At 59.4% G+C, this 23,110-nt stretch carries 18 protein-coding genes and 1 pseudogene; 13 read left to right on the top strand and 6 right to left on the bottom strand.

Translation table 11 applies throughout. From position 1 onward, the window contains the following. Nucleotides 1-122: 122 nt before the first annotated feature. The 3 genes and pseudogenes from dsdX to ACB035_RS04290 all read left to right on the top strand — a co-directional run bounded on the left by dsdX (nucleotide 123) and on the right by ACB035_RS04290 (nucleotide 3,293). Nucleotides 123-1,460 (top strand): annotated as a pseudogene (dsdX, locus tag ACB035_RS04300) (D-serine transporter DsdX). 16 nt (nucleotides 1,461-1,476) lie between these two features. Further along, on the top strand, nucleotides 1,477-2,808 hold the full coding sequence (locus ACB035_RS04295) for a D-serine ammonia-lyase (protein WP_371166763.1): 1,332 nt from the start codon (nucleotides 1,477-1,479) through the stop codon (nucleotides 2,806-2,808). Between the two features lie 308 nt (nucleotides 2,809-3,116). Next, nucleotides 3,117-3,293 carry a hypothetical protein gene (locus tag ACB035_RS04290; RefSeq protein ID WP_005337712.1) on the top strand — a complete coding sequence of 59 codons (177 nt, stop codon included), beginning with the start codon at nucleotides 3,117-3,119 and terminating at the stop codon, nucleotides 3,291-3,293. Nucleotides 3,294-3,365: 72 nt separating this feature from the next. On the opposite strand, the gene icd is transcribed toward ACB035_RS04290, so the two are convergent. Together icd and ACB035_RS04280 are read right to left on the bottom strand one after the other, a co-directional pair. Then, complete coding sequence (gene icd, locus ACB035_RS04285; RefSeq protein WP_371166762.1) at nucleotides 3,366-4,619, bottom strand: NADP-dependent isocitrate dehydrogenase; 1,254 nt, start codon at nucleotides 4,617-4,619, stop codon at nucleotides 3,366-3,368. A 156-nt stretch (nucleotides 4,620-4,775) separates the two neighbouring features. Beyond that, a complete protein-coding gene (locus tag ACB035_RS04280) occupies nucleotides 4,776-5,651 on the bottom strand; it encodes a helix-turn-helix transcriptional regulator (RefSeq protein WP_371166761.1) in 876 nt (291 codons plus the stop codon). Between the two features lie 129 nt (nucleotides 5,652-5,780). On the opposite strand from ACB035_RS04280, the gene manA reads away from it, so the two are divergent. The 5 genes from manA (at nucleotide 5,781) to ACB035_RS04255 (ending at nucleotide 14,310) form a co-directional block, all read left to right on the top strand. Then, nucleotides 5,781-6,980, top strand: coding sequence for a mannose-6-phosphate isomerase, class I (gene manA / locus ACB035_RS04275; RefSeq protein ID WP_371166760.1), 1,200 nt, complete (start codon nucleotides 5,781-5,783; stop codon nucleotides 6,978-6,980). Nucleotides 6,981-7,843: 863 nt separating this feature from the next. Beyond that, the gene (locus ACB035_RS04270) at nucleotides 7,844-9,484 is read left to right on the top strand and encodes a methyl-accepting chemotaxis protein (RefSeq protein ID WP_371166759.1); all 1,641 of its coding nucleotides are present in this window, start codon (nucleotides 7,844-7,846) and stop codon (nucleotides 9,482-9,484) included. Between the two features lie 521 nt (nucleotides 9,485-10,005). Beyond that, nucleotides 10,006-11,898, top strand: coding sequence for a PTS fructose transporter subunit EIIC (locus tag ACB035_RS04265; RefSeq protein ID WP_371166758.1), 1,893 nt, complete (start codon nucleotides 10,006-10,008; stop codon nucleotides 11,896-11,898). 233 nt (nucleotides 11,899-12,131) lie between these two features. Beyond that, nucleotides 12,132-12,884, top strand: a complete 753-nt coding sequence (locus ACB035_RS04260; RefSeq protein WP_139734278.1) for a DNA/RNA non-specific endonuclease — start codon at nucleotides 12,132-12,134, stop codon at nucleotides 12,882-12,884. 322 nt (nucleotides 12,885-13,206) lie between these two features. Beyond that, nucleotides 13,207-14,310 (top strand): ElyC/SanA/YdcF family protein, encoded by a 1,104-nt coding sequence (locus tag ACB035_RS04255; protein ID WP_279463279.1) that lies wholly within the window; start codon nucleotides 13,207-13,209, stop codon nucleotides 14,308-14,310. Between the two features lie 82 nt (nucleotides 14,311-14,392). Here the strand turns inward: ACB035_RS04255 and ACB035_RS04250 are convergent, their stop codons facing one another. Continuing rightward, a complete protein-coding gene (locus tag ACB035_RS04250; protein WP_021230688.1) occupies nucleotides 14,393-14,809 on the bottom strand; it encodes a DUF805 domain-containing protein in 417 nt (138 codons plus the stop codon). A 366-nt stretch (nucleotides 14,810-15,175) separates the two neighbouring features. Between ACB035_RS04250 and ACB035_RS04245 the strand changes: the two genes are divergently transcribed. Beyond that, on the top strand, nucleotides 15,176-17,101 hold the full coding sequence (locus tag ACB035_RS04245) for an NAD(P)-binding protein (RefSeq protein ID WP_371166757.1): 1,926 nt from the start codon (nucleotides 15,176-15,178) through the stop codon (nucleotides 17,099-17,101). Then, nucleotides 17,098-18,303 carry a cytochrome c gene (locus ACB035_RS04240; protein ID WP_064336474.1) on the top strand — a complete coding sequence of 402 codons (1,206 nt, stop codon included), beginning with the start codon at nucleotides 17,098-17,100 and terminating at the stop codon, nucleotides 18,301-18,303. Before ACB035_RS04245 ends, ACB035_RS04240 begins: the two co-directional genes overlap by 4 nt. An 87-nt stretch (nucleotides 18,304-18,390) precedes the next feature. Here ACB035_RS04240 and ACB035_RS04235 read toward each other — a convergent pair whose 3' ends face one another. From ACB035_RS04235 to ACB035_RS04225, 3 genes are all read right to left on the bottom strand, one after another. Beyond that, on the bottom strand, nucleotides 18,391-18,726 hold the full coding sequence (locus tag ACB035_RS04235) for a DUF3634 family protein (RefSeq protein ID WP_005353195.1): 336 nt from the start codon (nucleotides 18,724-18,726) through the stop codon (nucleotides 18,391-18,393). A 106-nt stretch (nucleotides 18,727-18,832) separates the two neighbouring features. Then, entirely contained in the window at nucleotides 18,833-19,801 is a 969-nt protein-coding gene (locus ACB035_RS04230) for a nucleoside hydrolase (RefSeq protein WP_042057853.1), read from the bottom strand. A gap of 223 nt (nucleotides 19,802-20,024) precedes the next feature. Next, entirely contained in the window at nucleotides 20,025-20,318 is a 294-nt protein-coding gene (locus tag ACB035_RS04225; RefSeq protein ID WP_005337735.1) for a hypothetical protein, read from the bottom strand. Between the two features lie 212 nt (nucleotides 20,319-20,530). Between ACB035_RS04225 and ACB035_RS04220 the strand changes: the two genes are divergently transcribed. The 3 genes from ACB035_RS04220 to ACB035_RS04210 are packed head-to-tail and all read left to right on the top strand — an operon-like array spanning nucleotide 20,531 to nucleotide 23,107. Further along, nucleotides 20,531-21,976, top strand: coding sequence for a coniferyl aldehyde dehydrogenase (locus tag ACB035_RS04220; RefSeq protein ID WP_371166756.1), 1,446 nt, complete (start codon nucleotides 20,531-20,533; stop codon nucleotides 21,974-21,976). Nucleotides 21,977-21,987: 11 nt separating this feature from the next. Next, entirely contained in the window at nucleotides 21,988-22,608 is a 621-nt protein-coding gene (locus tag ACB035_RS04215; RefSeq protein WP_128835392.1) for a TetR/AcrR family transcriptional regulator, read from the top strand. Further along, nucleotides 22,589-23,107, top strand: coding sequence for a hypothetical protein (locus tag ACB035_RS04210; protein ID WP_005361659.1), 519 nt, complete (start codon nucleotides 22,589-22,591; stop codon nucleotides 23,105-23,107). The genes ACB035_RS04215 and ACB035_RS04210 overlap by 20 nt, the downstream gene beginning before the upstream one ends. Nucleotides 23,108-23,110: the final 3 nt, after the last annotated feature.

The raw sequence follows: 23,110 nt of genomic DNA, 5'->3' as shown, positions 1-23,110 counted from the left end.
ATGTAGCGCTCTTGCATCACCTCAGCTCACCCAAGTGGTCGATTTCATCATTTGTCAGCCCCGCCTCATTTTCATTCAATAAGCGCATAAACAATCACAAACAACAGATGTCGAGGCGCAGTATGAGTTCAGAGGTATGGGTCATCGCTACCTTGCTAAGTAGCATCGTTCTTATCGTGGTCACCATAGTGAAGGGCAAGATCCACCCCTTTCTTGCCCTGCTGTTGGCCAGCTTCTATGTGGGCACCCTGATGGGGATGGAGCCCCTCAAGATGGTCAGCGCCATGGAAGCGGGCATTGGCGGCACGCTAGGCTTTCTCGCCGCCGTCATTGGTCTTGGCACCATACTCGGCAAGATGATGGAGGTGTCAGGGGCAGCGGAGCGCATCGGTCTCGCCCTGCAGAGATGCCGCTGGCTCTCGCCTCAGGTCATCATGGTGCTGGTGGGTCTGGTGTGCGGCATCACCCTCTTTGTCGAAGTCGGGGTAGTGCTGCTGATCCCGCTCGCCTTCTCCATCGCCCGCAAGACCAGAACCTCGCTGCTGACTCTGGCCATTCCGCTCTGCACCGCCCTGATGGCTGTGCACTGCATAGTGCCGCCGCACCCTGCTGCCCTCTACGTCACCAATCAGCTGGGGGCTGACGTCGGCTCGGTCATCGTCTATGGCCTCGCGGTCGGCCTCTTTGCCTCGCTGGTGGGCGGCCCGCTGTTTCTGAAGCTGCTGGGTAACCGGCTCCCGTTCAAGGAGGTGCCAGCCGCCTTTGCCGACATCAAGGCCCGCGATGAAGCAACTCTCCCGACCTTAAGCGCCTCGCTCTTCACCGTGCTGCTGCCCATCCTGCTGATGCTGGCCAAGACGGTCGCCGAGCTCAACATGGATCACGCCAGTCACCTCTACACCGTGCTGGAGTTTATCGGCAACCCCATCACCGCTATGTTTATCGCTGCCTTCACCGCCTACTACGTGCTGGGGATCCGCCAGCAGATGAAGATGGAGGGACTTCTTAACAAGACCTAGGAGTGCTTCTCCTCCATCGCCAACATTTTGCTCATCATCGGTGCGGGTGGCGCCTTCAACGGGGTGCTCAAGTCAAGCGGCCTGGGCGATAGCCTGGCCATCATCCTCTCCCAGCTGGATATGCACCCCATTCTGCTGGCCTGGCTGGTGGCCATCGTGCTGCACGCCGCCGTGGGCTCCGCCACCGTCGCCATGATGGGCGCCACCGCCATCGTCTCCCCCATCATGGTGCACTACCCGAACATCAGCCCGGAGATCATGACCCTGGCCATCGGCTCCGGCGCCATTGGCTGCACCATGGTGACCGACTCCCTGTTCTGGCTGGTCAAGCAGTATTGCGGCGCCACCCTGAACGAAACGCTCAAGTACTACACCACCGCCACCTTTGTCGCCTCCCTGATGGCGCTGGCCGGTACCTTCCTGCTCTCCTTTATCGTGTAACAAGACCGAGAACACTATGAAAAACATCGACGTCCAACAGCTCACAGCGCAATTTCCACTGGTGCAATCCCTGATCGCGCTTGAGCTAGTCACCTGGTTCAACCCCAACACCACCACTCTGGCTGCCGGTCTGCCCTATGTGGGGCTCGATAACAACAATGTGGCGGACGCTTCCGCCCGGCTGGCCCGCTTCGCCCCCTACATGTGCGAAGCCTTCCCCGAGACCCGCGCCAGCAACGGTATTCTGGAGTCCGAGATCGCCGCCATTCCGGCGATGCAGGCTACGCTCAACCGGCGCTACGGGGTTGAGGTCACCGGTCGGCTGCTGCTGAAAAAAGACAGTCACCTGCCCATCTCCGGCTCCATCAAGGCCCGTGGCGGTATCTACGAGGTGCTGACTCACGCCGAACAGTTGGCGATCAAGGCGGGACTTCTCTGCGAAGAGGATGACTACCGAAAACTGTTCAGCGACGAGTTTCGCCAGTTCTTCAGCCAGTACAGCATCGCAGTGGGCTCCACCGGCAACCTTGGCATGTCCATCGGCATCATGAGCGCCAAGCTCGGCTTTACCGTCACCGTCCACATGTCAGCCGATGCGCGGGAGTGGAAGAAGCGCAAGCTGCGTGAACACGGCGTCATCGTGGTCGAATATGCCGAAGATTACGGGGTGGCGGTGGGGCAGGGGCGCAAAGAGGCCGAGCGCGATCCCAACTGCTTCTTTATCGACGACGAGAACTCCCGCACCCTGTTCCTCGGCTACTCGGTAGCGGGCGAGCGGGTGAAAACGCAGTTCGACCAGATGGGTATCAAGGTGGATGCCGACCACCCGCTGTTTGTCTACCTCCCTTGCGGAGTGGGTGGCGGCCCGGGCGGCGTGGCCTTTGGTCTCAAGCTCGCGTTCGGAGACAACGTCCACTGCTTCTTCGCCGAGCCCACTCACTCCCCCTGCATGTTGCTGGGGGTCCACACCGGATTGCACGATGCCATTGCGGTGCAGGATCTGGGTATCGACAACCTCACCGCAGCCGACGGCCTCGCGGTAGGTCGCGCCTCCGGCTTCGTCGGCCGCGCCATGGAACGGCTGCTCAATGGCTTCTACACCCTGAGCGATCAGGAGATGTATGACCTGCTGGGACTGCTGGCGCGCGATGAGCAGATCACACTCGAGCCCTCCGCTCTGGCTGGTATGGCCGGCCCGTGGCGGGTGGCAGCCAATCCCGAGTGGCTCACCGGGCGCGGTTGCGATGCCGCAACCATGGCACAGGCCACCCATCTGGTGTGGGCCACCGGCGGTGGCATGGTGCCTGCCGAAGAGATGGCAAAGTACCTGGCCAGCGCCAAGATCTAGGCTGTTTTGCCACATTTATCTGCAAATCAACCCGCCATCACGGCGGGTTTTCTGTTTTGGGAACAAGGGGATGGGGCTGTTCTGTCGCAATCCATGGCGACAATTTCCCCAAGTTGGTCAGTTTGTGCTAAAATGGTGCTCATTTTTTGACATCTCGCGTCACGTTCGCCGCCAGATTGCCCATCGGGCTCTCTGCCCGGGTCGTGACTTTGCACCATCATGCCTGATGATGTTCCCCCCAGGATGAGCCGACAGGCTCCCGTCAAGGTGGGCACCCTCAAGGGCACATGAGATAAGGAGATCGGGTAATGAAACAATATCAAAGCTGGCTGGGAGATTATCTGATGAGTCGACGTGACGGAGATCACGCGATGGCTTCGGAACTTGCCAACACCATCTGCGCCTTCTGGAAGGCCCAGGGTGATGAAGCAGAAACCAGCAAATGGCAGCAACGCTATCAGCAACACGTAGAGCAGGCGCAATAAGCCCCTTCACTCTTTCGCGATAAAAAAACCGGCGCACATGGCGCCGGTTTTGCGTTTCTGGCAAGCAGCAGATTACATCTGGTCGATCATGTCCTGAGCAAACCGGGAGCAGGAGCGCAGGGTGGCCCCTTCCATCAGACGCTCGAAGTCATAGGTGACGGTCTTGTTTCGGATCGCCGCTTCCATGCCCTTGATGATGAGATCGGCCGCTTCGACCCAACCCATGTGGCGCAGCATCATCTCGGCGGAGAGGATGAGGGAACCCGGATTGACCTTGTCCTGACCGGCATACTTAGGTGCAGTGCCGTGGGTCGCCTCGAACAGAGCCACACCATCGCCGATGTTGGCACCCGGCGCGATACCGATCCCGCCTACCTGAGCAGCCAGCGCGTCGGAGATGTAATCGCCGTTGAGGTTCATACAGGCGATGACGTCATACTCGGCCGGACGCAGCAGGATCTGCTGCAGGAAGGCGTCGGCGATGACATCCTTGATGACGATGGTCTTGCCGGTTTTCGGGTTCTTGAAGGAGCACCAGGGGCCGCCGTCGATCAGCTGGGCACCGTACTCGTTCTGGGCCAGAGCATAGCCCCAATCCTTGAAGGCACCTTCGGTGAACTTCATGATGTTGCCCTTGTGCACCAGAGTCACTGAATCGCGATCGTTGTCGATGGCATACTCGATGGCGGCACGCACCAGACGCTCGGTACCGGCTTTGGACATGGGCTTGATGCCGATCCCGCAGGACTCGGGGAAGCGAATTTTCTTCACGCCCATTTCGTTTTGCAGGAAGGCGATCACCTTGTTTGCTTCGGCGCTGTCGGCCTTCCACTCGATGCCGGCGTAGATGTCTTCGGCGTTTTCGCGGAAGATCACCATGTCGGTCAGATCAGGACGCTTGACCGGGCTCGGGGTGCCGTCGTAGTAACGCACCGGGCGCAGGCAGATGTAGAGATCCAGCTCCTGACGCAGGGCTACGTTGAGGGAGCGAATACCGCCACCGACCGGCGTGGTCAGCGGGCCCTTGATGGCCACGCAATATTCACGAATGAAATCCAGGGTTTCGGCCGGCAGCCAGGCACCTTCGCCATAGACATGAGTCGACTTCTCGCCGGTATAGATCTCCATCCAGGCGATCTTGCGCTCGCCCTTGTAGGCTTTCTCGACCGCAGCATTCACCACATTCAACATGGCCGGGGTTACGTCAACACCGATGCCATCCCCTTCAATAAACGGAATGATCGGATGGTTGGGAACCTGCAGCTTGCCGTTGGCATCGACTGTGATTTTCTGACCCTGGGTCGGGATTACTACTTTGCTTTCCATCGGCATCTCCTAACTTCCGTTTGTTATCAACTTGTTTGTTGCGCGCGGCCATCTTAGCCCATTCATTTTCATAATAAAACGACAAGAAAGCATGTCAGACCAAAGAGGTAGCCACCCGCAAGTGCGCCGTCACCACGCCTCTCCGACCCCGCCCAGTTATCCCTCCAGCTCGCTGGCCGCAGCCTGCGGCTGACTCAGGGAACGATACTGGGAAGGGGTCAAGCCGGTCTTCTGTTTGAACACCCGGCAGAAGTAGTTCACGTCACTGTAACCGCAGCGACTGGCCACCTCCTCAAGACGAAAGCGGTACTTTTTCAACATGAATTTGGCCCGATCGATCCGCACCCAGCTGATGTAATCGGCAAGGCGCATATGACCCTGCTCGCGGAAGAGGTGAGAGAGATGGCTGGCCGAGACGTTGAAACGATGGGCGATGGAGTCACGGGTGATGGGACGGTGAAAGTTCTCCTGGATATAGATGCAGATCCCGTGAAAGAGCTCAGCCCCCCGTGGCCGATCCGTGGCGGACTCCAGCAACAGCTGACGGGCACTCGCCAGCAGGGCCTGCAGCAGGTGATCATCGGTGGGGGAGCGACCGGGATCCTCAGTCAGTACGTTCAGCGCCGCCAAAATGTGTTCGATCACATGGCCCGCCCGCGCCATGATGCTGTGCTTTTGCACATCGAAAAAATCGGGATCTTCACGGCGCTTGCTCACCAGACTGAACCCCAGCTGGCGTTTGCCAAACAGCAGGCTCAGCACCGAGCAGTCGGTGGTCCAGAGCGGCTTGTTCCAGCCGTTGGGGGGGATATAGAGCGCCTGTCCCGGCAATACACTGATCTCTCTGACCCCCTCCCCCCTGTCCCAAATTTGGTTGAGATACTCGCCGCTAAAGACCAGCTCGAGGCGGGGAAAGTTGACCTGATAGCTGAAACTGGGTGGCACCCCCTGTTCACTGGCAAACCAGATTTGGTCAAATGGAACCTGTTCGCTCAGGGCTCCGTCGAGCAGTTGGCTGAAGATGAGAGACATGGTGATCCTGATCAAGAGAGAGGCAAGCGGTTGCGGTGCGCACGACCGCCCATGTTATAGTCCGGTCCACAGCAGTAATGCCACCCTTTTCTGCACCCGATTTTCTTCAAACTAGACGAGGCGTCCCTTATGAGCAGTAGCGATCTGCCCTCCTTTCTGTTGATGCAAAACCCGATTCAAGACTATGACTGGGGCAGTCATGACTCCCTCACCACCCTGTTTGGTATTCCCAACCCGCAAGGCAAACCCCAGGCCGAGCTCTGGATGGGGGCTCACCCCAACGGCTGCTCCGAGGTGACGCTGGCGGGCAGTGTGCAAAAGCTCTCTACGGTGATCGACAGGGCTCCGGCCGCCGCGCTGGGTGAGGCCACCTTCGCCCGTTTTGGCAGCCTGCCGTTCCTGTTCAAGGTGTTGTGTGCCGAGAAGGCTCTCTCCATTCAGGTGCACCCGAGCAAGGCTCAGGCTGAAGCGGGCTTTGCCAAAGAGGAGGCCGCAGGCATCGATATCAAGGCGAGCAATCGCAACTACAAGGACCCGAACCATAAGCCGGAGCTAGTCTTTGCCCTCACCCCCTATCAGGCGATGAACGGCTTTCGCGCCATCCCGGCCATTCTGGCACTGTTCGAGCGGGTCAATCTGGCGGCCATCGCCGATCTGACCGCAGCCCTTGCCGCCAGCCAGAATGAAGCGGGCCTGCAGCACTTCTTCCACCAGCTGCTGGTACTGGAAGGGGCGCGCAAGGAGGAGGCGTTGGAAGGGCTGCTGACCTATGCCGCCGCCCATCAGGATGAGGAGACGTTTGCCCTTATCACCAGTCTGGCGGCCCAGTACCCGGGAGATGTGGGCCTCTTCTCGCCGCTGCTGCTCAACGTGGTGACCCTCAAACCCGGTCAGGCGATGTTCCTCGATGCCTGTACCCCGCACGCCTATGTGCGCGGCACCGGCCTCGAGATCATGGCCAACTCGGACAACGTGCTGCGCGCCGGCCTCACCCCCAAATACATCGATGTGGCAGAGCTCTTGGATTGCACCCGCTGCTTGCCCAAGCCGGACGACCAGATCCTGCTGGCCCCCCGCTGTGATAGTGCGGTACAGCACTTCGACGTGCCGGTACCTGACTTCACTTTCAGCGTCTACCCGGCTGGCGAGCATCAGCTCACCACTGCCAGCGCCGAGATCCTGTTTGCCATCGATGACACAGTGACCCTCAAGCAAGGCGAACAGTCACTGCGTCTGGAAAAGGGGCAATCAGCTTTTATTCCTGCAGCGACTGGCAGTTATCAACTGCTGGCCGAAGGGCGGGTCGCCCGCGCCGGCAACCGCTGCTAATCAACATAAGAGCCGACTCTCGTTGGAGGGGGAATATGCCTCCCCCTCCCAACAGAGCAATATGGCCTACCAGTCAAGTCCGTCTGTATCTCTACTGCTCTCTTATGCCTACCTTCCTTCAGGCATCTCGCTCTGAAGTCCATCCCTGACTGCATCCTGCCCACAACCAGCTCCACAGGTTTGTCGCCCAAGCTTGGCGCCCCCCTGATGCAGATGACTTGGTCTGCTGAAACGAAGAAAATTCCAGCCTGCACAAGCAACGGCGACACTCTGAGTATCCGAAAAAATGGAGGCAATAAAAATAACAACTCTACCCTCTACTATTTTCACCCTCTGATGAAAACTAAAACAGCACATAGATGCATCACCATTAAACCTTTCCCCGGCCATCATCATTCGGTCTGTAAACATTTAGCAGCCGTAGTCATACAGAACCATTAATAATACAAACGAAAGGGATCTCTTTTGATTTTTCGAGATGTGGCCCTATTTTTTAGTCGTTCTATAATTTAATTCCAAGCAGAACATTCGATCTCTATCGAAAGTAACAACTTAATAAAAAAACCATAAGGTTATGATATGTAGCAAATTTTATTTTATGCCATACCTTCAGCTGACGTAATTCATAAAAAAGCCAGGCCGCATTAACTGACAACTCAATCAATTTAAAAGCAGGATAATGAGAGATTTGATATTTATTTTTTGATATGCCAGCCAAACCTCATCGCAGTAAAGAAATAGACCTTAAATACCCTCTGTGATTAAGATCTCTTTTATTTGATTTATTTTTAAGGTATCACATCTATTCGCCGATATAAATTTCACACAAAGATCCCCTGACAAAAATAGATAAAAGAGGATATATGCTGACAAAAATGACAATTGGGCAAAAGCTGACCATGGCGTTTACCACTCTCGCTTTGTTGATGCTGGGTTTTGCCTGGTTTGCCACTTTACAACTCTCCAATATTTACCGTGACGCCAGTGAGGTCAGCGACAATATCGTGCCCTCCATCCGGGCATCCAGCCAGATGCATGTGTCCTTGCTGGACGCTCGCCGTGCCGAACTGAACATGGTGATAGATGCACTGGGCAAGGATCCCGACTCCCTCAACAGCAGCACACAGTCTTTCGAAGCGGCAAAGAGTCAGTATGTGGCCGCCGAGCAACGGTATGGATCAATGCCTTTTGTGTCGGAGCGAGATCGCAACATGTTTGCAGAGCTGAAAACTGCAGCAGCCAAATATTTTTCAGCCCATGGTGACTTGGAAACAGCCATACGGCAGGGAGATATTGCCAAGGTGCAGTCGCTGATCAAAAACGAATCCCGTGCAGCCCTTGAGCAGGCCGGACAGGATGGTCTGGAGCTGCGCAAGGAGAACGATCGGGTCGCCAACCTGCTGACCAAGCAGAGTGAGGCTTCCTATGAACGGGCCAAACTGCTGAGCACTACCGTCGGTGCGCTAACCTTGCTGTTCGTCGTCATTGTGGCCTGGCTGCTGATCCGGCAGATCCGCAATCCAGTGATGACCCTGCTGGAGCAGACCCGCCAGGTAGCGGCAGGCAACCTCACCAGCCAACTCGACATGAAGCAATTCTCCCATGACGAGCTGGGTAAGCTGGCTCAAGGGTTCAACGAGATGCAATCCAATCTGCGCATGCTGGTCAACGAGGTCTCCGGCTCGGTAGTGCAGTTGGGTGCGGCCGCCGAAGAGATCAGCGCGGTGGCACAGCAATCGGCCAACAACATGGGCGCCCAGCAACATGAGCTCAATCAGCTGGCCACAGCCATGAACGAGATGCAAGCCACGGTACAGGAGGTGGCCCGCAACACCAACGACGCCGCCAGCGCAGCAACGTCGGCCAGCGACACAGCCGCACAAGGCAGCGAGACCGTCAATGACTCAATCGGCAGGATTGAAAAGGTGGCTACCGCCATCGAAGAGACTGCTCTGGTGATCCGCCAGCTGGGTGATGACAGCCGAAATATCGGCATGGTGCTTGAAGTCATTCAGGGGATTGCCGAGCAAACCAACCTGCTGGCACTGAATGCGGCAATCGAGGCAGCCCGAGCCGGTGAACAAGGTCGTGGTTTCGCCGTGGTAGCAGATGAAGTCCGCACTCTGGCCAAACGAACCCAAGACTCCACTTCCCAGATCAACCACATCATCTCCGAACTGCAGCAGCGTGCTAACGAAGCGGGCGTCACCATGCAACAGAGTCAGGATATGATGTCCGAGACGGTCCACACTGCTCGCGAAGCGGGAGCCTCTATTGCCGAAATAAGCAGCTCGGTTAACAGTATCTCTCACATGAATATTCAGATTGCCACCGCAACCGAAGAGCAGGGGGCGGTAAGCGAGGAGCTCAATCGCAATGTAGTCAACATCAGCAATGCCTCGGAAGAGGTGGCGACCGGCGCCAAACAAATGGCTCAGGCTTGCAACGACCTCAACCTGTTGGCAACACAACTGCAGGAGGTTGTACGCAAGTTTCGGACATAACGCCCGATTGCCCCCCTCATTCATCAGCCCAATAAGGCTGAAGCACTAAACAGCCCGCCATTCATAAAAGTGGCGGGCTTTGTCAAACAAGGAACCATACAAAACCCGAAGACACCCATGCTGCACATAACAAGTGATCAGTGGAGGGATTAACTCACATCAAGAGCAACCCTCCCTCTTTCTGATTGTTCTCTCAACGCGTTTTGCCAGCACCTTCACATTTTCCGCCCTCAAAGCAGCACACAAATCTCCATACCTCCGAAGGCGAGACCTTTTCGTCGCACTCATGCAAGTAGCAAAACCAATCCACAATTCATTGTTTTTATTTAAAAAAATAAAAACACCGGTATGAGTTGGCTTTTATGATGATATGCGAGCTGGGTCACATGACGACTTGCACAGCACAAAAATCCAGTAAACGGCACATTTGTCCGATTTCGGCACCGCGCCAACGGGAGAACAATATCCAGGTCAATTGTTCCCCCCATCATGCGGCTCGGCAACGGAGCCAGGAGTGTAATATGTTACCCACCATGACCAACGGCAGACTCATCTGCCTGGAGTTGAAGGCCACCAGCAAGGAGGCTCTATTCGACGAGATGGCACAGATGCTGGCGCGCGATGGCGCCGTGTCTGATCAACAGCAGTTCGTCAAGGATATCTGGGCCCGCGAGCAGCTGGACTGCACCGGCTTCGAGCAGGGTGTCGCCCTGCCCCACGCCAAGAGCAAGGCGGTCAGCCGTCCGGCCATTGCCATCGGTGTCAGCCGTCAGGGTATCGAGTACGGCGCCGAAGATGGCAAGCCGACCCAGCTGATCTTCATGATCGCCTCCCCGGATGGCGGCGCCAACCACCACATCGAAGTGCTGGCGGAGCTCTCTACCCGTCTACTGGAGCCGGGCTTTATCGAGCAGATGAAAGCGGCCACTACCGTCGAGCAAGCCCTGACCCTGCTCAAGCAAGGCCCGAAAGCGGAAAAACCGGCGCCAGCCGCCAAACCGGAGGCCTCTGCTCCGGTTGAACCCACCGATCGCACCTTCAAGGATCGCCTCAACACCATGAAGCAGCACCTGCTGTTTGGTACTTCCCACATGATCCCCTTCATCGTGGCAGGCGGTGTGCTGCTCTCCCTGTCGGTGATGATGAGCGGCAAGGGCGCCGTGCCGGAAGCGGGCTTCCTCAAAGACATGGCGACCATGGGTATCGCCGGTCTGACCCTGTTTACCGCCGTGCTGGGTGGCTATATCGCCTACTCGCTGGCTGACAAGCCGGGCCTGGCCCCGGGCATGATCGGCTCCTGGATTGCCGTTCAGCACTATCAAACCGGTTTCCTCGGCGCCATTCTGGTGGGCTTTATCGCCGGTTTCGTGGTCAATCAGCTCAAACGGATCAAGCTGCCTGACTCCATGACCTCCCTTGGTTCCATCTTCATCTATCCGCTGATCGGTACCTTCCTGGTGTGTGGCATCGTGATGTGGGGGATCGGTGCCCCGATCGCCGCCATGATGGAAGGGATGAACCACTGGCTCTCCAGCATGGCGGGCTCAGGTAAAGTGATGCTGGGTGCCATTCTGGGTGGTATGACTGCCTTCGATATGGGCGGCCCGGTCAACAAGGTTGCAACCCTGTTTGCCCAGACTCAGGTCAACACCCAGCCCTGGCTGATGGGCGGCGTCGGTATCGCCATCTGTGTACCGCCGCTGGGTATGGCGCTGGCGACCTTCATGTCTCCGAAGCGTTACAAGAAAGAGGAGCGTGAATCCGGTAAAGCGGCCGCCATCATGGGCATGATCGGTATCAGTGAAGGTGCTATCCCGTTCGCCGCTGCTGACCCCATGCGTGTTATCCCGGCCATCGTCGCAGGCGGCATCGTCGGCAACATCACCGGCTTCATGATGCACAGTATCAACCACGCACCCTGGGGTGGCTGGATTGTCCTGCCGGTTGTTGAAGGCAAGATGGGCTACATCCTGGGTACCATCCTCGGCGCTCTGACCACAGCCATCATCGCCAACCTGCTGAAGAAGCCAGTGAGCGAAGAAGATGACGTGACCACCACCCAAACCAGCTTCGAAGTCATTGAAGCGGAAGGGGAAGCAGACGTACTGGCCATCACTGCTTGCCCGTCTGGCGTTGCCCACACCTTCCTCGCCGCCAAGAGCCTGCAGAAGGCTGCCGCCAAGCAGGGGATCAAGATCAAGGTCGAGACCCAGGGCGCCAACGGCATCATCAACCGCATCACCGCCAAGGATGTCGCCAACGCACGCTGCGTCATCTTCGCCCACGACGTGGCTATCAAGAACCGCGAGCGCTTCACCGATATCGAGGTCATCGACGTGAAGACCAAGGAGGCGATCCACAATCCGGAAGCACTGCTGGCCCGCACGCTGGGCAACAAGGCAAACGCCGCCTGATAGCAGTCAGACCAACCAGTACAAGGGGCCCATCACGGGCCCCTTTTCGTTGCCTGCCGAGCAACCGCACATCATCCCACCGACCAAGCCACTGATTTAAAACATATTAACCAGTCACATCACGGATCTTGGCGAGCCGTCACAGAACGGTGACGTGTAAAAAAACAGCAATTGAAGCGCTGGTCAGCTCTCATGTCAAATGGCTCCGCCTACTAAACTGGAGCATCACAAAAATGATAAAAATCAATAAATTGGTTCTGGCTGTTACCCTCACCCTCACTGCCACCCCCTTGCTGGCGGCTCACTGGGCGTGTGGCGAGCACGTACGCTTTGGTCTGCCCTCCGAATCGGATCAGAAGCTCTGCCGTGAAGGGTATGCGGTCGGCTACAACTACGACTACAAGGTGGCGGACTGGGTCTCCTACCGGATGACCGCCCAGAGCGCACAGGGCACAGTGCCGCGCAAGGATGCCTTCGCCGAGGACAGGGAGATCCCGGTCGCCTACCGCGCCACCCTCTCCGACTACAAGGGCTCGGGCTACGACCGTGGCCATCAGGCCCCGGCGGGTGACATGAAATCGAACAAGAACACCATGAAAGAGAGCTTCCTGCTGAGCAACATGACGCCGCAGATCGGGGTGCTCAACCAGAAGGCGTGGCGCGTGCTGGAGGACAAGGTGAACAAGTGGGCGGTCTCCCGCAAGGATGTGCAGGTGATCACCGGCCCCATCTTTACCGGCTCTGAAGAGTCCATCGGTCAGGGTGTGGCGATCCCGAGCGCCTACTACAAGATCGTGATGGACCCGGCCAGACTGCAGGCCATCGCCTTTATCATGCCGCAGGAAGAGGTGCCCATCAGCCAGATCGCCGACTACCGGGTCTCGGTACGCGAGGTGGAAGAGCAGACCCAGCTCAACTTCTTCAGCGATATGCCCGAAGAGCAGCAAGAGACGCTGGAAGCCCGCATCTCCCCGATGTGGAACTGACCGCGAATACTCGTCAGCAGATAGATTCAGACGCCATCAGTCTTGCATCGCGATAGAGGGAGGGGCCTGCGCCCCTCCCAGCAGGGGGAGTTACGCTCCCCCTGCCCTTTTCAGATGGCAGCTGACCCGTTGCGGCCACTTTTGCGACCACAGGTGTGGCATCACCCGACGACTCGCCCCGACTCACAGTTTGCCGCACCGTTAGCTGGTATATTGCCCTCTCTTTGGCACTAACAGACTGAATTGACGCACATTTGCCTTATCCCATCGGCCCACAAGCCGCTGCGCCACGGCGCGATTCAGCCCGACAGAGGACCTTTTGATGAAACAGACCCTTCTTGCCCTCACCCTCGGCGGCCTGCTGGCGCTCTCGCCCCTCGCCCTGCAAGCGGCCGAGAGCTCGATGCAGATGGAGCACGACCTCAATACCCTGGTCAGCAAACGCCAGGCGGTGGACATGCTGCTCGGCGAAGCGCTGCAGATCTACAAGTCGCCAGCCAAGATCTCCCACGCCGGTTTTACCGCCAAGATGCCGAGCAATATGGAGCTGGTGACCGAGCGGCTGCTGGCCGCCTACCAGCTGGAACCCTACCGCACCGACCTGCTCATCTCGGCAGCCAACGCCCAGATCTACAACGGCAACCTGAGCCGCGCCATCACCTTGCTGGAGCAGGCGCAGGCCGTCGCCCCCGATGATCTCGACATCAACAGCTATCTCGCCATCTGGCAGCTGGTGAAGGGTAACAAGGAGGCTTCCCGCAGCTATCTGGCGAAAGTGGCGGATCGCAACAGCGGCCGCGCCGCGGATCTGGAGGAGATCATCGCCCGGGTGCAGCGGATCACCGCCGCCCCGCTGCAAACCGAACTGACCGGGGATCAGGTCAAGGCCAGCAAAGAGGGCAAGCGCGCCATCGTCACCCTGGGCTACGCCCTCAATCCCGACGGCAGCATGGACAAGATCCTGCTGGGCCGGCTGCAAACCACCCTTGAGCTGGCCAAGGCCGACCCGGAAGCGCTGATCATCCTGACCGGCGGCGTGCCCCAGAACCGCCAGACCGAGGGCAAGCTGATGGCTGACTGGCTGGCCAACCATGGCATCGACCGCAGCCGCCTGATTGAAGAGAACTACGCCACCAGCACGGTGGATAACGCCCTCTACAGCGCCTATGCCCTCGCCCGCCACCAGATTGACTATGCGGTGCTGGTAAGCTCCGCCAGCCATGTACGTCGCGGCCAGACAGTGCTGGAAATCGCCTGCGACCAGATTGGTCCGGCCAACATCAAGGTGGCGAGCGTCAGCTACCCCGACAAGCCCCTCGAGGAGCTGGCTACCCCGAGCGAGAGCGAGCTGCTCGGCATCTACCGCGACGCCCTGCGCACCTACGGTATGTGGAGCTACCGATCAGCACCGCTGATCGAGCGTTGATCGGCCATCAACACGAAAAAGAGAGGGAGGCGTGATGCCTCCCTCTCTTTTTCGTGGCCGATGATTGGCCAAGCCGCGCCCGTTAGCTGACGATAAAGCCCTGCGAGGGGGCCGCTTTGGGATCGTCACCGAAGCGGTTCGGCCCCTGCTGGCCGTTGCAAACCATAAAATAGATAAGCACCAGAGTGCCTATGATGGGTACCAGAGTACCTATGGTGGGTACCAGAATACCTATGATGGGTACCAGGACCAGCAGCAGCCACCAGCCACTGCGGTCGGTGTCGTGCAGACGACGCACCGCCACCGCCAGCGAGGGCAGCAGCACGGCCAGCGAGTAGATGCCGCTGATGAACTCCTTGTCGCCGCCAATCAGCTTGTCCACCATGCCGAGCAGTTGCATGACGATGACGTTGCACAGCACAAACATCCAGTATTCGGTGCGACGGGCCCGCCCGCTGAATACCGCATATTGCTTGAGGACCGAGATGTACCAGTTCATTGCGCCTCCTGAGTGGCCTTTATGCCTATGAATAAAAAGAGAGTAGATAAAACAAGTAGTTAAGAGCTTAGCGCGATCATCCCCCCGAGTCGACAATGATGCCCGAACGTCTCCCAAACTAATCAGCTGCGGCAATCATTGACCGACCGAGCCGGAAGACAATTTGCCCTGCAACAGGGCAAATCACCCCCATCAGCGCATCACTCTCGTCACAAGCAGGAAAATGGTGCTTAATAATCCATTAGCAATCGTATGGACTCAGCGTGAGGATAGCGGTAGATTCGGCGCCCAATCCTGAACAGGATCTGTGTCTCCCTCCCATAATGAATCCACTTATTCATTACTTCTCCTAACACAGGGATAGCCATGAGTATTACACGCAGAGATTTTCTCAACGGCGTTGCCATTACCATTGCGGCAGGCGTCGCCCCCATCAATCTGCTCAAGGCTGCCGAAGGCGGCAGCGCGTTGGCGGATAAAACCCTGGCCTACCCGCCCGCCCTCACCGGCCTGCGCGGCAACCACCCGGGCTCCTTCGAACCGGCCCACAGTATCGCCCGTGACGGTAAGCAGTATGACTTTGCCAATATTCCCCTTGAGGGAGAGTACGATCTGGTGATCGTCGGCGCCGGGATCAGCGGTCTGGCCGCAGCCTGCTTCTATCAGCAACTGCTCGGAGCGGATAAGAAGATCCTGCTACTCGACAACCACGACGACTTTGGCGGCCACGCCAAGCGCAACGAGTTCACCACCCCCGATGGCCTGCGCCTGGGTTACGGCGGCAGTGAATCCCTGCAATCGCCGCGTTCGGTCTACAGCCCGGTGGCGCTCGGTCTGCTCAAGGCGCTGGAGGTCAACATCGACGAGCTGGCCGCCGGTTTCCAACAGACCTTCTATCCGGATCTGGGGCTGAGCCGTGGCGTCTATTTCGACGAGAAGCACTTTGGCGTCAATAAGATAGTAAGCGGGGATCCGGGGCACAACGTGGCGGACGATATCCCCCGCGATCGCCTGAACGGCCGGCCGCTGGCAGAATTTATCGGTGACTTCCCCCTCGATGATGCCGACAAGGCCGCCCTGTTGGCCCTGCACGAATCGAAGATCGACTACCTGAGCGGCATGACCCGCGAGCAGCAGGATGAGTGGGTGACTCGCAACAGCTACACCACCTTCCTGCGCGATAAAGTGGGTCTCAGCGAGCGGGCGATCACTTACTTCCAGCAGCGCACCAACGATTTCCAGGCGGTCGGCATCGACGCCACCGCCTGCGCCGATGCGCGCCTCTGCGCATTGCCGGGGTTCGACGGCCTCAATCTGACGCCGCTGGATGCCGAGGAGCAGGCGGAGCTGGACGATCCCTACATCTTCCACTTCCCCGATGGCAACGCCGGTCTCACCCGCCTGATGGTGCGCAAGCTCATTCCGCAGGTGGCGCCGGGTCACACCATGCAGGATGTGGTGCTGGCCAAGTTTGACTACAGCAAGCTCGACCTGCCGGAGCACAAGGTGCAACTGCGCCTTGGCAGCACGGCGTTGCAGGCCAAAAACGTACGCCTCGCCGATGGCAAGCTGGCAGTGGACGTCACCTATATCAAAGAAGGGAAACTGCACCGGGTACGTGCCAGGCAGTCGATCATGGCTGGCTACAACATGATGATCCCCTACATGGTGCCCGAGATGCCGGAGCCCCAGAAGGAGGCGCTGCGCCAGAATGCCAAGGCGCCGCTGGTCTACACCAAGGTGGTGATCAAAAACTGGCAAGCCTTCGTCAAGCTGGGGGTACACGAGGTCTACTCCCCCGCCGCACCCTACAGCCGGGTCAAGCTCGACTATCCGGTCAGCATGGGTGGCTACGAGCATCCCAAGAGCCCGGATCAGCCGATGTGCCTGCACATGGTCTATGTGCCGACCCTGCCGGGCAGCGGTCTGTCGGCCCGCGAACAGTCCCGCAAGGGGCGCGCCATGATCCTCGGCATGCCGTTCGAGCAGCATGAACAGATGATCCGCGAACAGCTGCAAGGGATGCTCGGCAGCGCCGGTTTCAACCATGAGCAGGATATCCTCGCCATCACGGTCAACCGCTGGTCTCACGGCTACTCCTATGTCACCAACACCCTGTTTGATGACGAAGCGCAGTGCGAAAAATGGATTGAACTGGGTCGCCAGCCGATCGGCAACATCACCATCGCCAACTCGGATGCAGGCTGGAGCCCCTACGCTCACGCCGCCATCGACGAAGCGTGGCGCGCCGTCAACGAGCTGGTAGCCATGAGCAAGGGAGGTGCCCAATGAGCCGCGCCCTGTCACTGACCGCCAGCGCCCTGCTGCTGGCCCTGCCCGCCCTTGCCGCCAACGCAGCCCCCGCCATGTCTGCGGGGGAATACGTGGCCAAGCTGGGCGATTGCGCCGCCTGCCACACCAGCGAAACCAGCAAGCCGCTGGCGGGCGGCAAAGGGTTCCCGACCCCCATCGGCACCGTATTTGCCACCAACATCACCCCGGACAAGACCCACGGTATCGGCAACTACAGCCTGCCGGAGTTCATCAAGGTGATGCGCGAAGGGGTGGCCCGCGATGGCCATCGCCTCTATCCGGCCATGCCCTACACCGCCTACGCCAAGATGAGCGATAAGGATCTCGAAGATCTCTATCACTACCTGATGAAGGAGGTGCAGCCGCTGGCCATCGCCAACAAGGAGAGCGACATCCCCTGGCCCCTCAACATGCGCTGGCCGCTGATGGGCTGGAACTGGGTCTACCACGATGACAGCCGCTTCACCCCGGTGGCGGGCAAGAGCGAAGAGTGGAACCGCGGCGCCTATCTGGTGCAGGGTGCCGGTCACTGCGGCAGCTGCCACACCCCGCGCGGGCTTGGCATGCAGGAGAAAGCGCTGACCGAGGCGGATCCCGTCTACCTGAGCGGTGCGGCGCTGGATGGCTGGTATGCCCCCGACATTCGCGGCAGCCGTTACAGCAAGCAGGCGCTGATCGACCTGCTGAAAACCGGCCGCAGCCAGCATGAAGCGGTCGCGGGCCCCATGGGGGAAGTGATCACCCACAGCAGCCAGTATTTCAGCGACGCCGATCTGGCCAGCATCGCCACCTATCTGACCGATCTGAAAGATGAACCGGTGGCGGAGAAAGGGGCCCGAGCCTACGCCAGTGCCAGCGGCAAGGCGGACTACGCCATGTACTGCTCCACCTGTCACGGGGTCAACGGCCAGGGCAATGACCACGTCATCCCCTCGCTGGTCAACAACCGCACCGTGCTGGCGAGCGATCCGTCGAGCCTGATCAACGTGCTGCTGCACGGCGCCGAAACACCGGTTACCCACGACCATCTGGGTTACCACATGCCGGGCTATGGCTGGACCATGGATGACGAGCGGCTCGCCGAGCTGGTCAACACCCTGCGCGCCTCCTGGGGCAATGAAGGCACCGCCGTCAAGGCGGCGGCGGTCAAGGCCCAGCGCGAGCTGCACGGCAAGGAGTAAGGGCTGTCAGCTCTCTCTTGGCCAAGTGCCATAAAAACGGGCCTCCACTGGAGGCCCGTTTGCTATTGATGAACCACGTTCCGGTGCTTATCCCTTGCGGGATTTGGGCCCCGGCAGCGGCGCCGTTGGCTGGCGGTAATCGCCATAGGGGAAGATATTGCGAAAACGCTGGGCCACCGGCTCGGGGATGGAGCGGGAGAAGATCAGCTTCACACCATCGCCATCACGCTGTCCCACAATGCGACCGCGCACCGTGTCGTGGCGCAGGATCTGCTTGGCATGCTCAATAAAAGCGGGTGACACCTTGCCCTGCTTAACCACTACCTTGCCGGGTGCAAGACGGATCTCGAACAGGGCGCCACGCCCCAGCTTCATCAACCACCAGATCAGCGCAATCGCCACTATCAAGGAAATCCAGGCCATCTTCATCCCTCCCAAGCTCTTGATATAAGGCAGTATAAGCGGCCGTGCGCTCCGATTGTTTGGCGCCGATCACAGCACCCGCGTCAGCGCAATAGCGCCTCTTTGCTCAGCAATCCTTGCCCCAGCCCACCAGCGTCTCACGATAGAGCGCCAGCAAGGCTTCATCGCGCACCGCCACCCCGACCTGCTGCGGACGATAGGCTGCCCAGTCATCGTGGGAGTGGCGCTTGCCATCGAACTTTTGCAGGGTGTGGCCGATGGCCGGGCCGCTGGTGATGACCCGTACCGGCCCCTCGCGCAGGGTAAAGAGGGTCGGGTCAATGACATAGGCGATGGCGGACGGGTCGTGAACGTGGCAACCGGAGAGCCCCAGCTTCTCGGAGTAGAAGCGCAGGTAGAAGCGGCTGACATCCCACAGGAAGCGGCCCGGCTCCCCCGCCTTGTCCCTGAGCTCATCCAGATAGGCGCTGCTGAAGAAGCTCTGCTGGGTCACATCCAGCCCGATGATCACTACCGGCCAATCGGCGGTAAAGACCCGGTCGGCGGCATCGGGATCGTCGTGGATATTGGCTTCGGCATAGGGGGTGACGTTGCCACGATGGCCGTTGACGCCAAAGGCGCCGCCCATCACTACCACCTGTTTCACCAGCGAGACAATCTCAGGCGCCTGTTGTAGCGCCAGCGCCAGATTGGTCAGCGGGCCGATAGTGACGAGGGTGATCTCCCCCGGCGCGGCTTTCACCGCCTCGACAATATATTGCCAAGCGGGGCGAGGATCCGGAGCGATAGTCACCTCCCCCGCCTCCATATCGCCAAAGCCGCTCGGGCCGTGGACTATGGTGGTGGGGCCAACCGGCTCGCGCAGCAGCGGGGCGGCAGCACCTTTGGCCACATCCGCCTTCATGCCGTACTTCTGCTTGAGCCAGAGGGCGTTGCGGGTGCCATTGTCGATAGTGGCGTTACCAAAAACAGTGGTGATGGCAAGCAGGTCGATGGCGGGGTGGGCCTCGGCAAACAGGATGGCCATGGCATCGTCGATACCCGGATCGGTATCCAGAATGATTTTATGGGTCATGAGAAATTCCTACGGTGACAAACCCTGCGACAAAAGGGAGAGTCTACCCGGCTGACGGCCCCGTATCCCGGCATGGGATCACAGACCGGGCCTTTGCTCCCGGCAGCGGGGGCGCTGCTGGCGACAATCTGCACAAAAAACGGCGCGGCCCTGTTGCCAGCACCGCGCTCTTTATCGTTGTTCGTTATCTGCTGTCTGGCACCGATCTGCCTGACTACGCCCCTTAGTGCTTGCGATGCCAGCGCGGTGAGGTGGATTTCTCTCCCCAGGGGGTCACACAGGGGAGCAGCGCCCCTTCAATCACCATCTCGCTGCCTGCCAGCGCTTCGGCGATCTTCTGGTGCAGCACCCGCAGTACCTTGCCCTCGTGCTCGGCCAGAGAGTGGCCCGCGGCAAAGAATTCCGGCTGATATTGCAGTGCCAGCTTCTGGGCGAATTCGTAGGTGTTGAAGCAATCCGGCATCCGCTCAACCACATCTTCAAGCCGGGCCAACAAGCTGTTCAGTTCCCTGGTCATAGTGCTCTCTCCGTGTAGGTTAATAGCCAAAAACTACCCCTTATTAGATAAGCCACCAACGAGCAAACCACAAAAGTGTGGGGAGACACACAGTTCTCTCTTGCGTCTGGCTCGTGGTGAACGGCAGACAGCTTGCCAGCTTTACATTCCGGTAACAAACAGCTAGATTTAGACCGACTAATCAGTCGGTCATTATTCATGCGGAGAACAACATGGGTGCGGCGCAGCTTCAACACACTCCTGAGGATATCCTCGCCATCAAATTGTCCCTGCCGGATCAGCTGGCGCGGCTCAAGCGGGCGAGTCTGGCTCACCCCATGCCAACCTTGGCCGAGCGCCGGGCGCAGCTGACCAAACTCAAGCAGGCGTTGCTCGCCCACAAGGGGCCGCTGTGCAAGGCGCTGGCGGCAGATTATGGTCAGCGCAGCCACTACGACAGCCTGATCGCCGATGTGCTGCCCTGCATCATGCAGATCAACTACACCCAGAAGCGGCTCAAGCGCTGGATGCAGCCCCACCGCCGTCACACCGGCCTGCTGCTGGCCCCCGCCAAAGTAGAGGTGCACTTCCAGCCGCTCGGGGTTGTCGGCATTATCGTGCCGTGGAACTTTCCGGTGATGCTGAGCCTCGGCCCCCTCATCACCGCCATCGCGGCGGGCAACCGGGCGATGCTGAAACTCTCCGAGTTCACCCCCCATACCAACGCCGTGCTGCGCACCATGCTCACCAGCGTGTTTGACGAAAACGAGATCGCCATCATCGAGGGAGATGCCCAGATGGCGGCGGCGTTCAGCTCACTGCCGTTCGATCACCTGCTCTTTACCGGCTCCACCATGGTAGGCAAGCTGGTGATGGCCGCCGCCGCGCCCCAGCTCACCCCCCTCACCCTTGAGCTGGGGGGCAAGAGCCCTTGTCTCATCGCCCCCGACATGCCGGTCGCCACCGCGGTCGAGCGGATGATCTTCGGCAAGAGCCTCAACGCCGGACAGATCTGCGTCGCCCCCGACTATGTGCTGCTGCCCCGCAGCGAGGTGGATAACTTTATCGCCGCCTATCGCCGCCACTTCAGCAAGCTCTACCCGCAGGGGCTCAATAGTGCCGACTACGGCGCCATCATCAACGACCGCCAGTATCAACGTCTCGTCAGCTGGCTGGATGAAGCCGAGCAGGCGGGTGCCCAGCTCCACCCCTGTGGCAGCCCGGCCCGCGACGACCAGCGCCGCCTGCTGGTGCCCCACCTGCTGACCGGGGTACCAAGTCAGTGTCAGGTGATGCAGCAGGAGATCTTCGGGCCGCTGCTACCGCTTATCCCCTACGACACTCTGGAGGAGGCGCTCGCCTATGTTGCTGAGCGGCCCCGCCCGCTGGCCCTCTATCTGATGAGCTTCGACCCCGAGCTGCAGGCGCGAGTGACCCGGGAGACCCACTCCGGCGGCATGGCCATCAACGAGAGCCTGTTTCAGGTGGCGGCCGACGATGTGCCGTTCGGCGGCATCGGCGCCTCCGGCATGGGCCACTACCACGGCCACGAGGGGTTCCTCACCTTCTCCAAGGCGAAAACCGTGCTGACCCGCGGCAAGTTCACCACCGGCTCCCTGATCCATCCCCCCTACAACAGCTGGATCCAGAAGCTGATGATGGCCTTCTTCCTGCGCTGATGGAGATGACCATGAACCAGGCTATCCCGCAGCCACAAACCATGACCGACAAGCGCCGCCAGATCCTGGATGCCGCCCTCGCCCTCTGCGCCGAAGATGGCCTGCAGGGGGCCGCCACCGCCCGTATCGCCAAGGCGGCCGGGGTGGCCAACGGCACTCTGTTCCACCACTTTCCGAGCAAGGAGGCGCTGATCCTCGCCCTCTATCAGGATGTAAAGACCCGGATGGGGAGCGCCATCCATGAAGCAGATCCCACCCTGCCGCTGTACGACCAGACCCGCCACTACTGGCAGCTGGCGATGGAGTGGATGCAGGCTAACCCCAATGAGCTCAAATTTGTGCTGGGCTTCTTTCACTCTCCGCTGCTGGCCAGACCGGCCCGCAGCCAGATCCTGAACGATGCCCTGCGCTTTCTGCCTGCCCTGCTGGCAAAGGGGCAGGCCAGCGGCGAGCTGATGCAAGCTCCCGCGCCACTGTTGCTGGAGGTGTGTCAGGGCCAGTTCCTCGCCTGCGCATCACTGTTTGTCGATCAACCGGAGCTGGGACAGGACGACTACTGGCAAGCCAGTGCGTTCGCCCTCTTCTGGTCAGCCATCTCAGGAGCCAATCCCCATGCAAACAAGGATGTTTGAACCTGCGGCCGCCCTTGGTCGCCGCCTCTGGATCACCACTCTGCTCTGGGTGGTGGGTCGCACCCTCTGTCGCGCCGCCCGCACCGATGAGGCGGTACGCCGCGAATTGGCGCCGTTGCCGGACGGGTTGGCAATCCGCCTCGAAGTGGGCGGCATCGGCTACGCCATGAACATGCACAAGCAGGGTGGGCGCTGGTATCCCGGCGCGCCAGTCGCCCCTCATGCCACCATCCATCCGCTACGGGTGCGCTTCAAGCATCCCAATATCGCCTTTCGCGCCCTGAGTTTTCGGCTCGGGGTCAATCAGGCATTTGGCGAAAACCGGCTGCTGGTGGAGGGAGACCTGACCGTTGCCATGCATCTGGTGCGGGGGCTTGAGCAGTTGCAGTCCCTGATCCTACCCGCCTTTATCGCGCGGCCGCTGCTGCGCCACTATCCCGCCCCGACCAACAAGATCGGCCGGGCCTGCAACATCTATCTGGGTCTGGTGACCGGCTAACGC

The sequence above is a fragment of the Aeromonas sp. S12(2024) genome (assembly GCF_041402305.1).
In the GTDB taxonomy this organism is placed as follows: Bacteria; Pseudomonadota; Gammaproteobacteria; order Enterobacterales; family Aeromonadaceae; genus Aeromonas; species Aeromonas veronii.
The sequence above is the reverse complement of the archived record's forward strand: the minus strand, read 5'-3'. Positions and strand labels throughout refer to the sequence as shown.

What these genes read in the sequence shown, in the direction of transcription:
- ACB035_RS04295 (WP_371166763.1), top strand. Translation starts at nt 1,477, where the DNA reads ATGAAAAACATCGACGTCCAACAGCTCACAGCGCAATTTCCACTGGTG.
- ACB035_RS04290 (WP_005337712.1), top strand. Translation starts at nt 3,117, where the DNA reads ATGAAACAATATCAAAGCTGGCTGGGAGATTATCTGATGAGTCGACGT.
- icd (WP_371166762.1), bottom strand. Translation starts at nt 4,619, where the DNA reads ATGGAAAGCAAAGTAGTAATCCCGACCCAGGGTCAGAAAATCACAGTC.
- ACB035_RS04280 (WP_371166761.1), bottom strand. Translation starts at nt 5,651, where the DNA reads ATGTCTCTCATCTTCAGCCAACTGCTCGACGGAGCCCTGAGCGAACAG.
- manA (WP_371166760.1), top strand. Translation starts at nt 5,781, where the DNA reads ATGAGCAGTAGCGATCTGCCCTCCTTTCTGTTGATGCAAAACCCGATT.
- ACB035_RS04270 (WP_371166759.1), top strand. Translation starts at nt 7,844, where the DNA reads ATGCTGACAAAAATGACAATTGGGCAAAAGCTGACCATGGCGTTTACC.
- ACB035_RS04265 (WP_371166758.1), top strand. Translation starts at nt 10,006, where the DNA reads ATGTTACCCACCATGACCAACGGCAGACTCATCTGCCTGGAGTTGAAG.
- ACB035_RS04260 (WP_139734278.1), top strand. Translation starts at nt 12,132, where the DNA reads ATGATAAAAATCAATAAATTGGTTCTGGCTGTTACCCTCACCCTCACT.
- ACB035_RS04255 (WP_279463279.1), top strand. Translation starts at nt 13,207, where the DNA reads ATGAAACAGACCCTTCTTGCCCTCACCCTCGGCGGCCTGCTGGCGCTC.
- ACB035_RS04250 (WP_021230688.1), bottom strand. Translation starts at nt 14,809, where the DNA reads ATGAACTGGTACATCTCGGTCCTCAAGCAATATGCGGTATTCAGCGGG.
- ACB035_RS04245 (WP_371166757.1), top strand. Translation starts at nt 15,176, where the DNA reads ATGAGTATTACACGCAGAGATTTTCTCAACGGCGTTGCCATTACCATT.
- ACB035_RS04240 (WP_064336474.1), top strand. Translation starts at nt 17,098, where the DNA reads ATGAGCCGCGCCCTGTCACTGACCGCCAGCGCCCTGCTGCTGGCCCTG.
- ACB035_RS04235 (WP_005353195.1), bottom strand. Translation starts at nt 18,726, where the DNA reads ATGGCCTGGATTTCCTTGATAGTGGCGATTGCGCTGATCTGGTGGTTG.
- ACB035_RS04230 (WP_042057853.1), bottom strand. Translation starts at nt 19,801, where the DNA reads ATGACCCATAAAATCATTCTGGATACCGATCCGGGTATCGACGATGCC.
- ACB035_RS04225 (WP_005337735.1), bottom strand. Translation starts at nt 20,318, where the DNA reads ATGACCAGGGAACTGAACAGCTTGTTGGCCCGGCTTGAAGATGTGGTT.
- ACB035_RS04220 (WP_371166756.1), top strand. Translation starts at nt 20,531, where the DNA reads ATGGGTGCGGCGCAGCTTCAACACACTCCTGAGGATATCCTCGCCATC.
- ACB035_RS04215 (WP_128835392.1), top strand. Translation starts at nt 21,988, where the DNA reads ATGAACCAGGCTATCCCGCAGCCACAAACCATGACCGACAAGCGCCGC.
- ACB035_RS04210 (WP_005361659.1), top strand. Translation starts at nt 22,589, where the DNA reads ATGCAAACAAGGATGTTTGAACCTGCGGCCGCCCTTGGTCGCCGCCTC.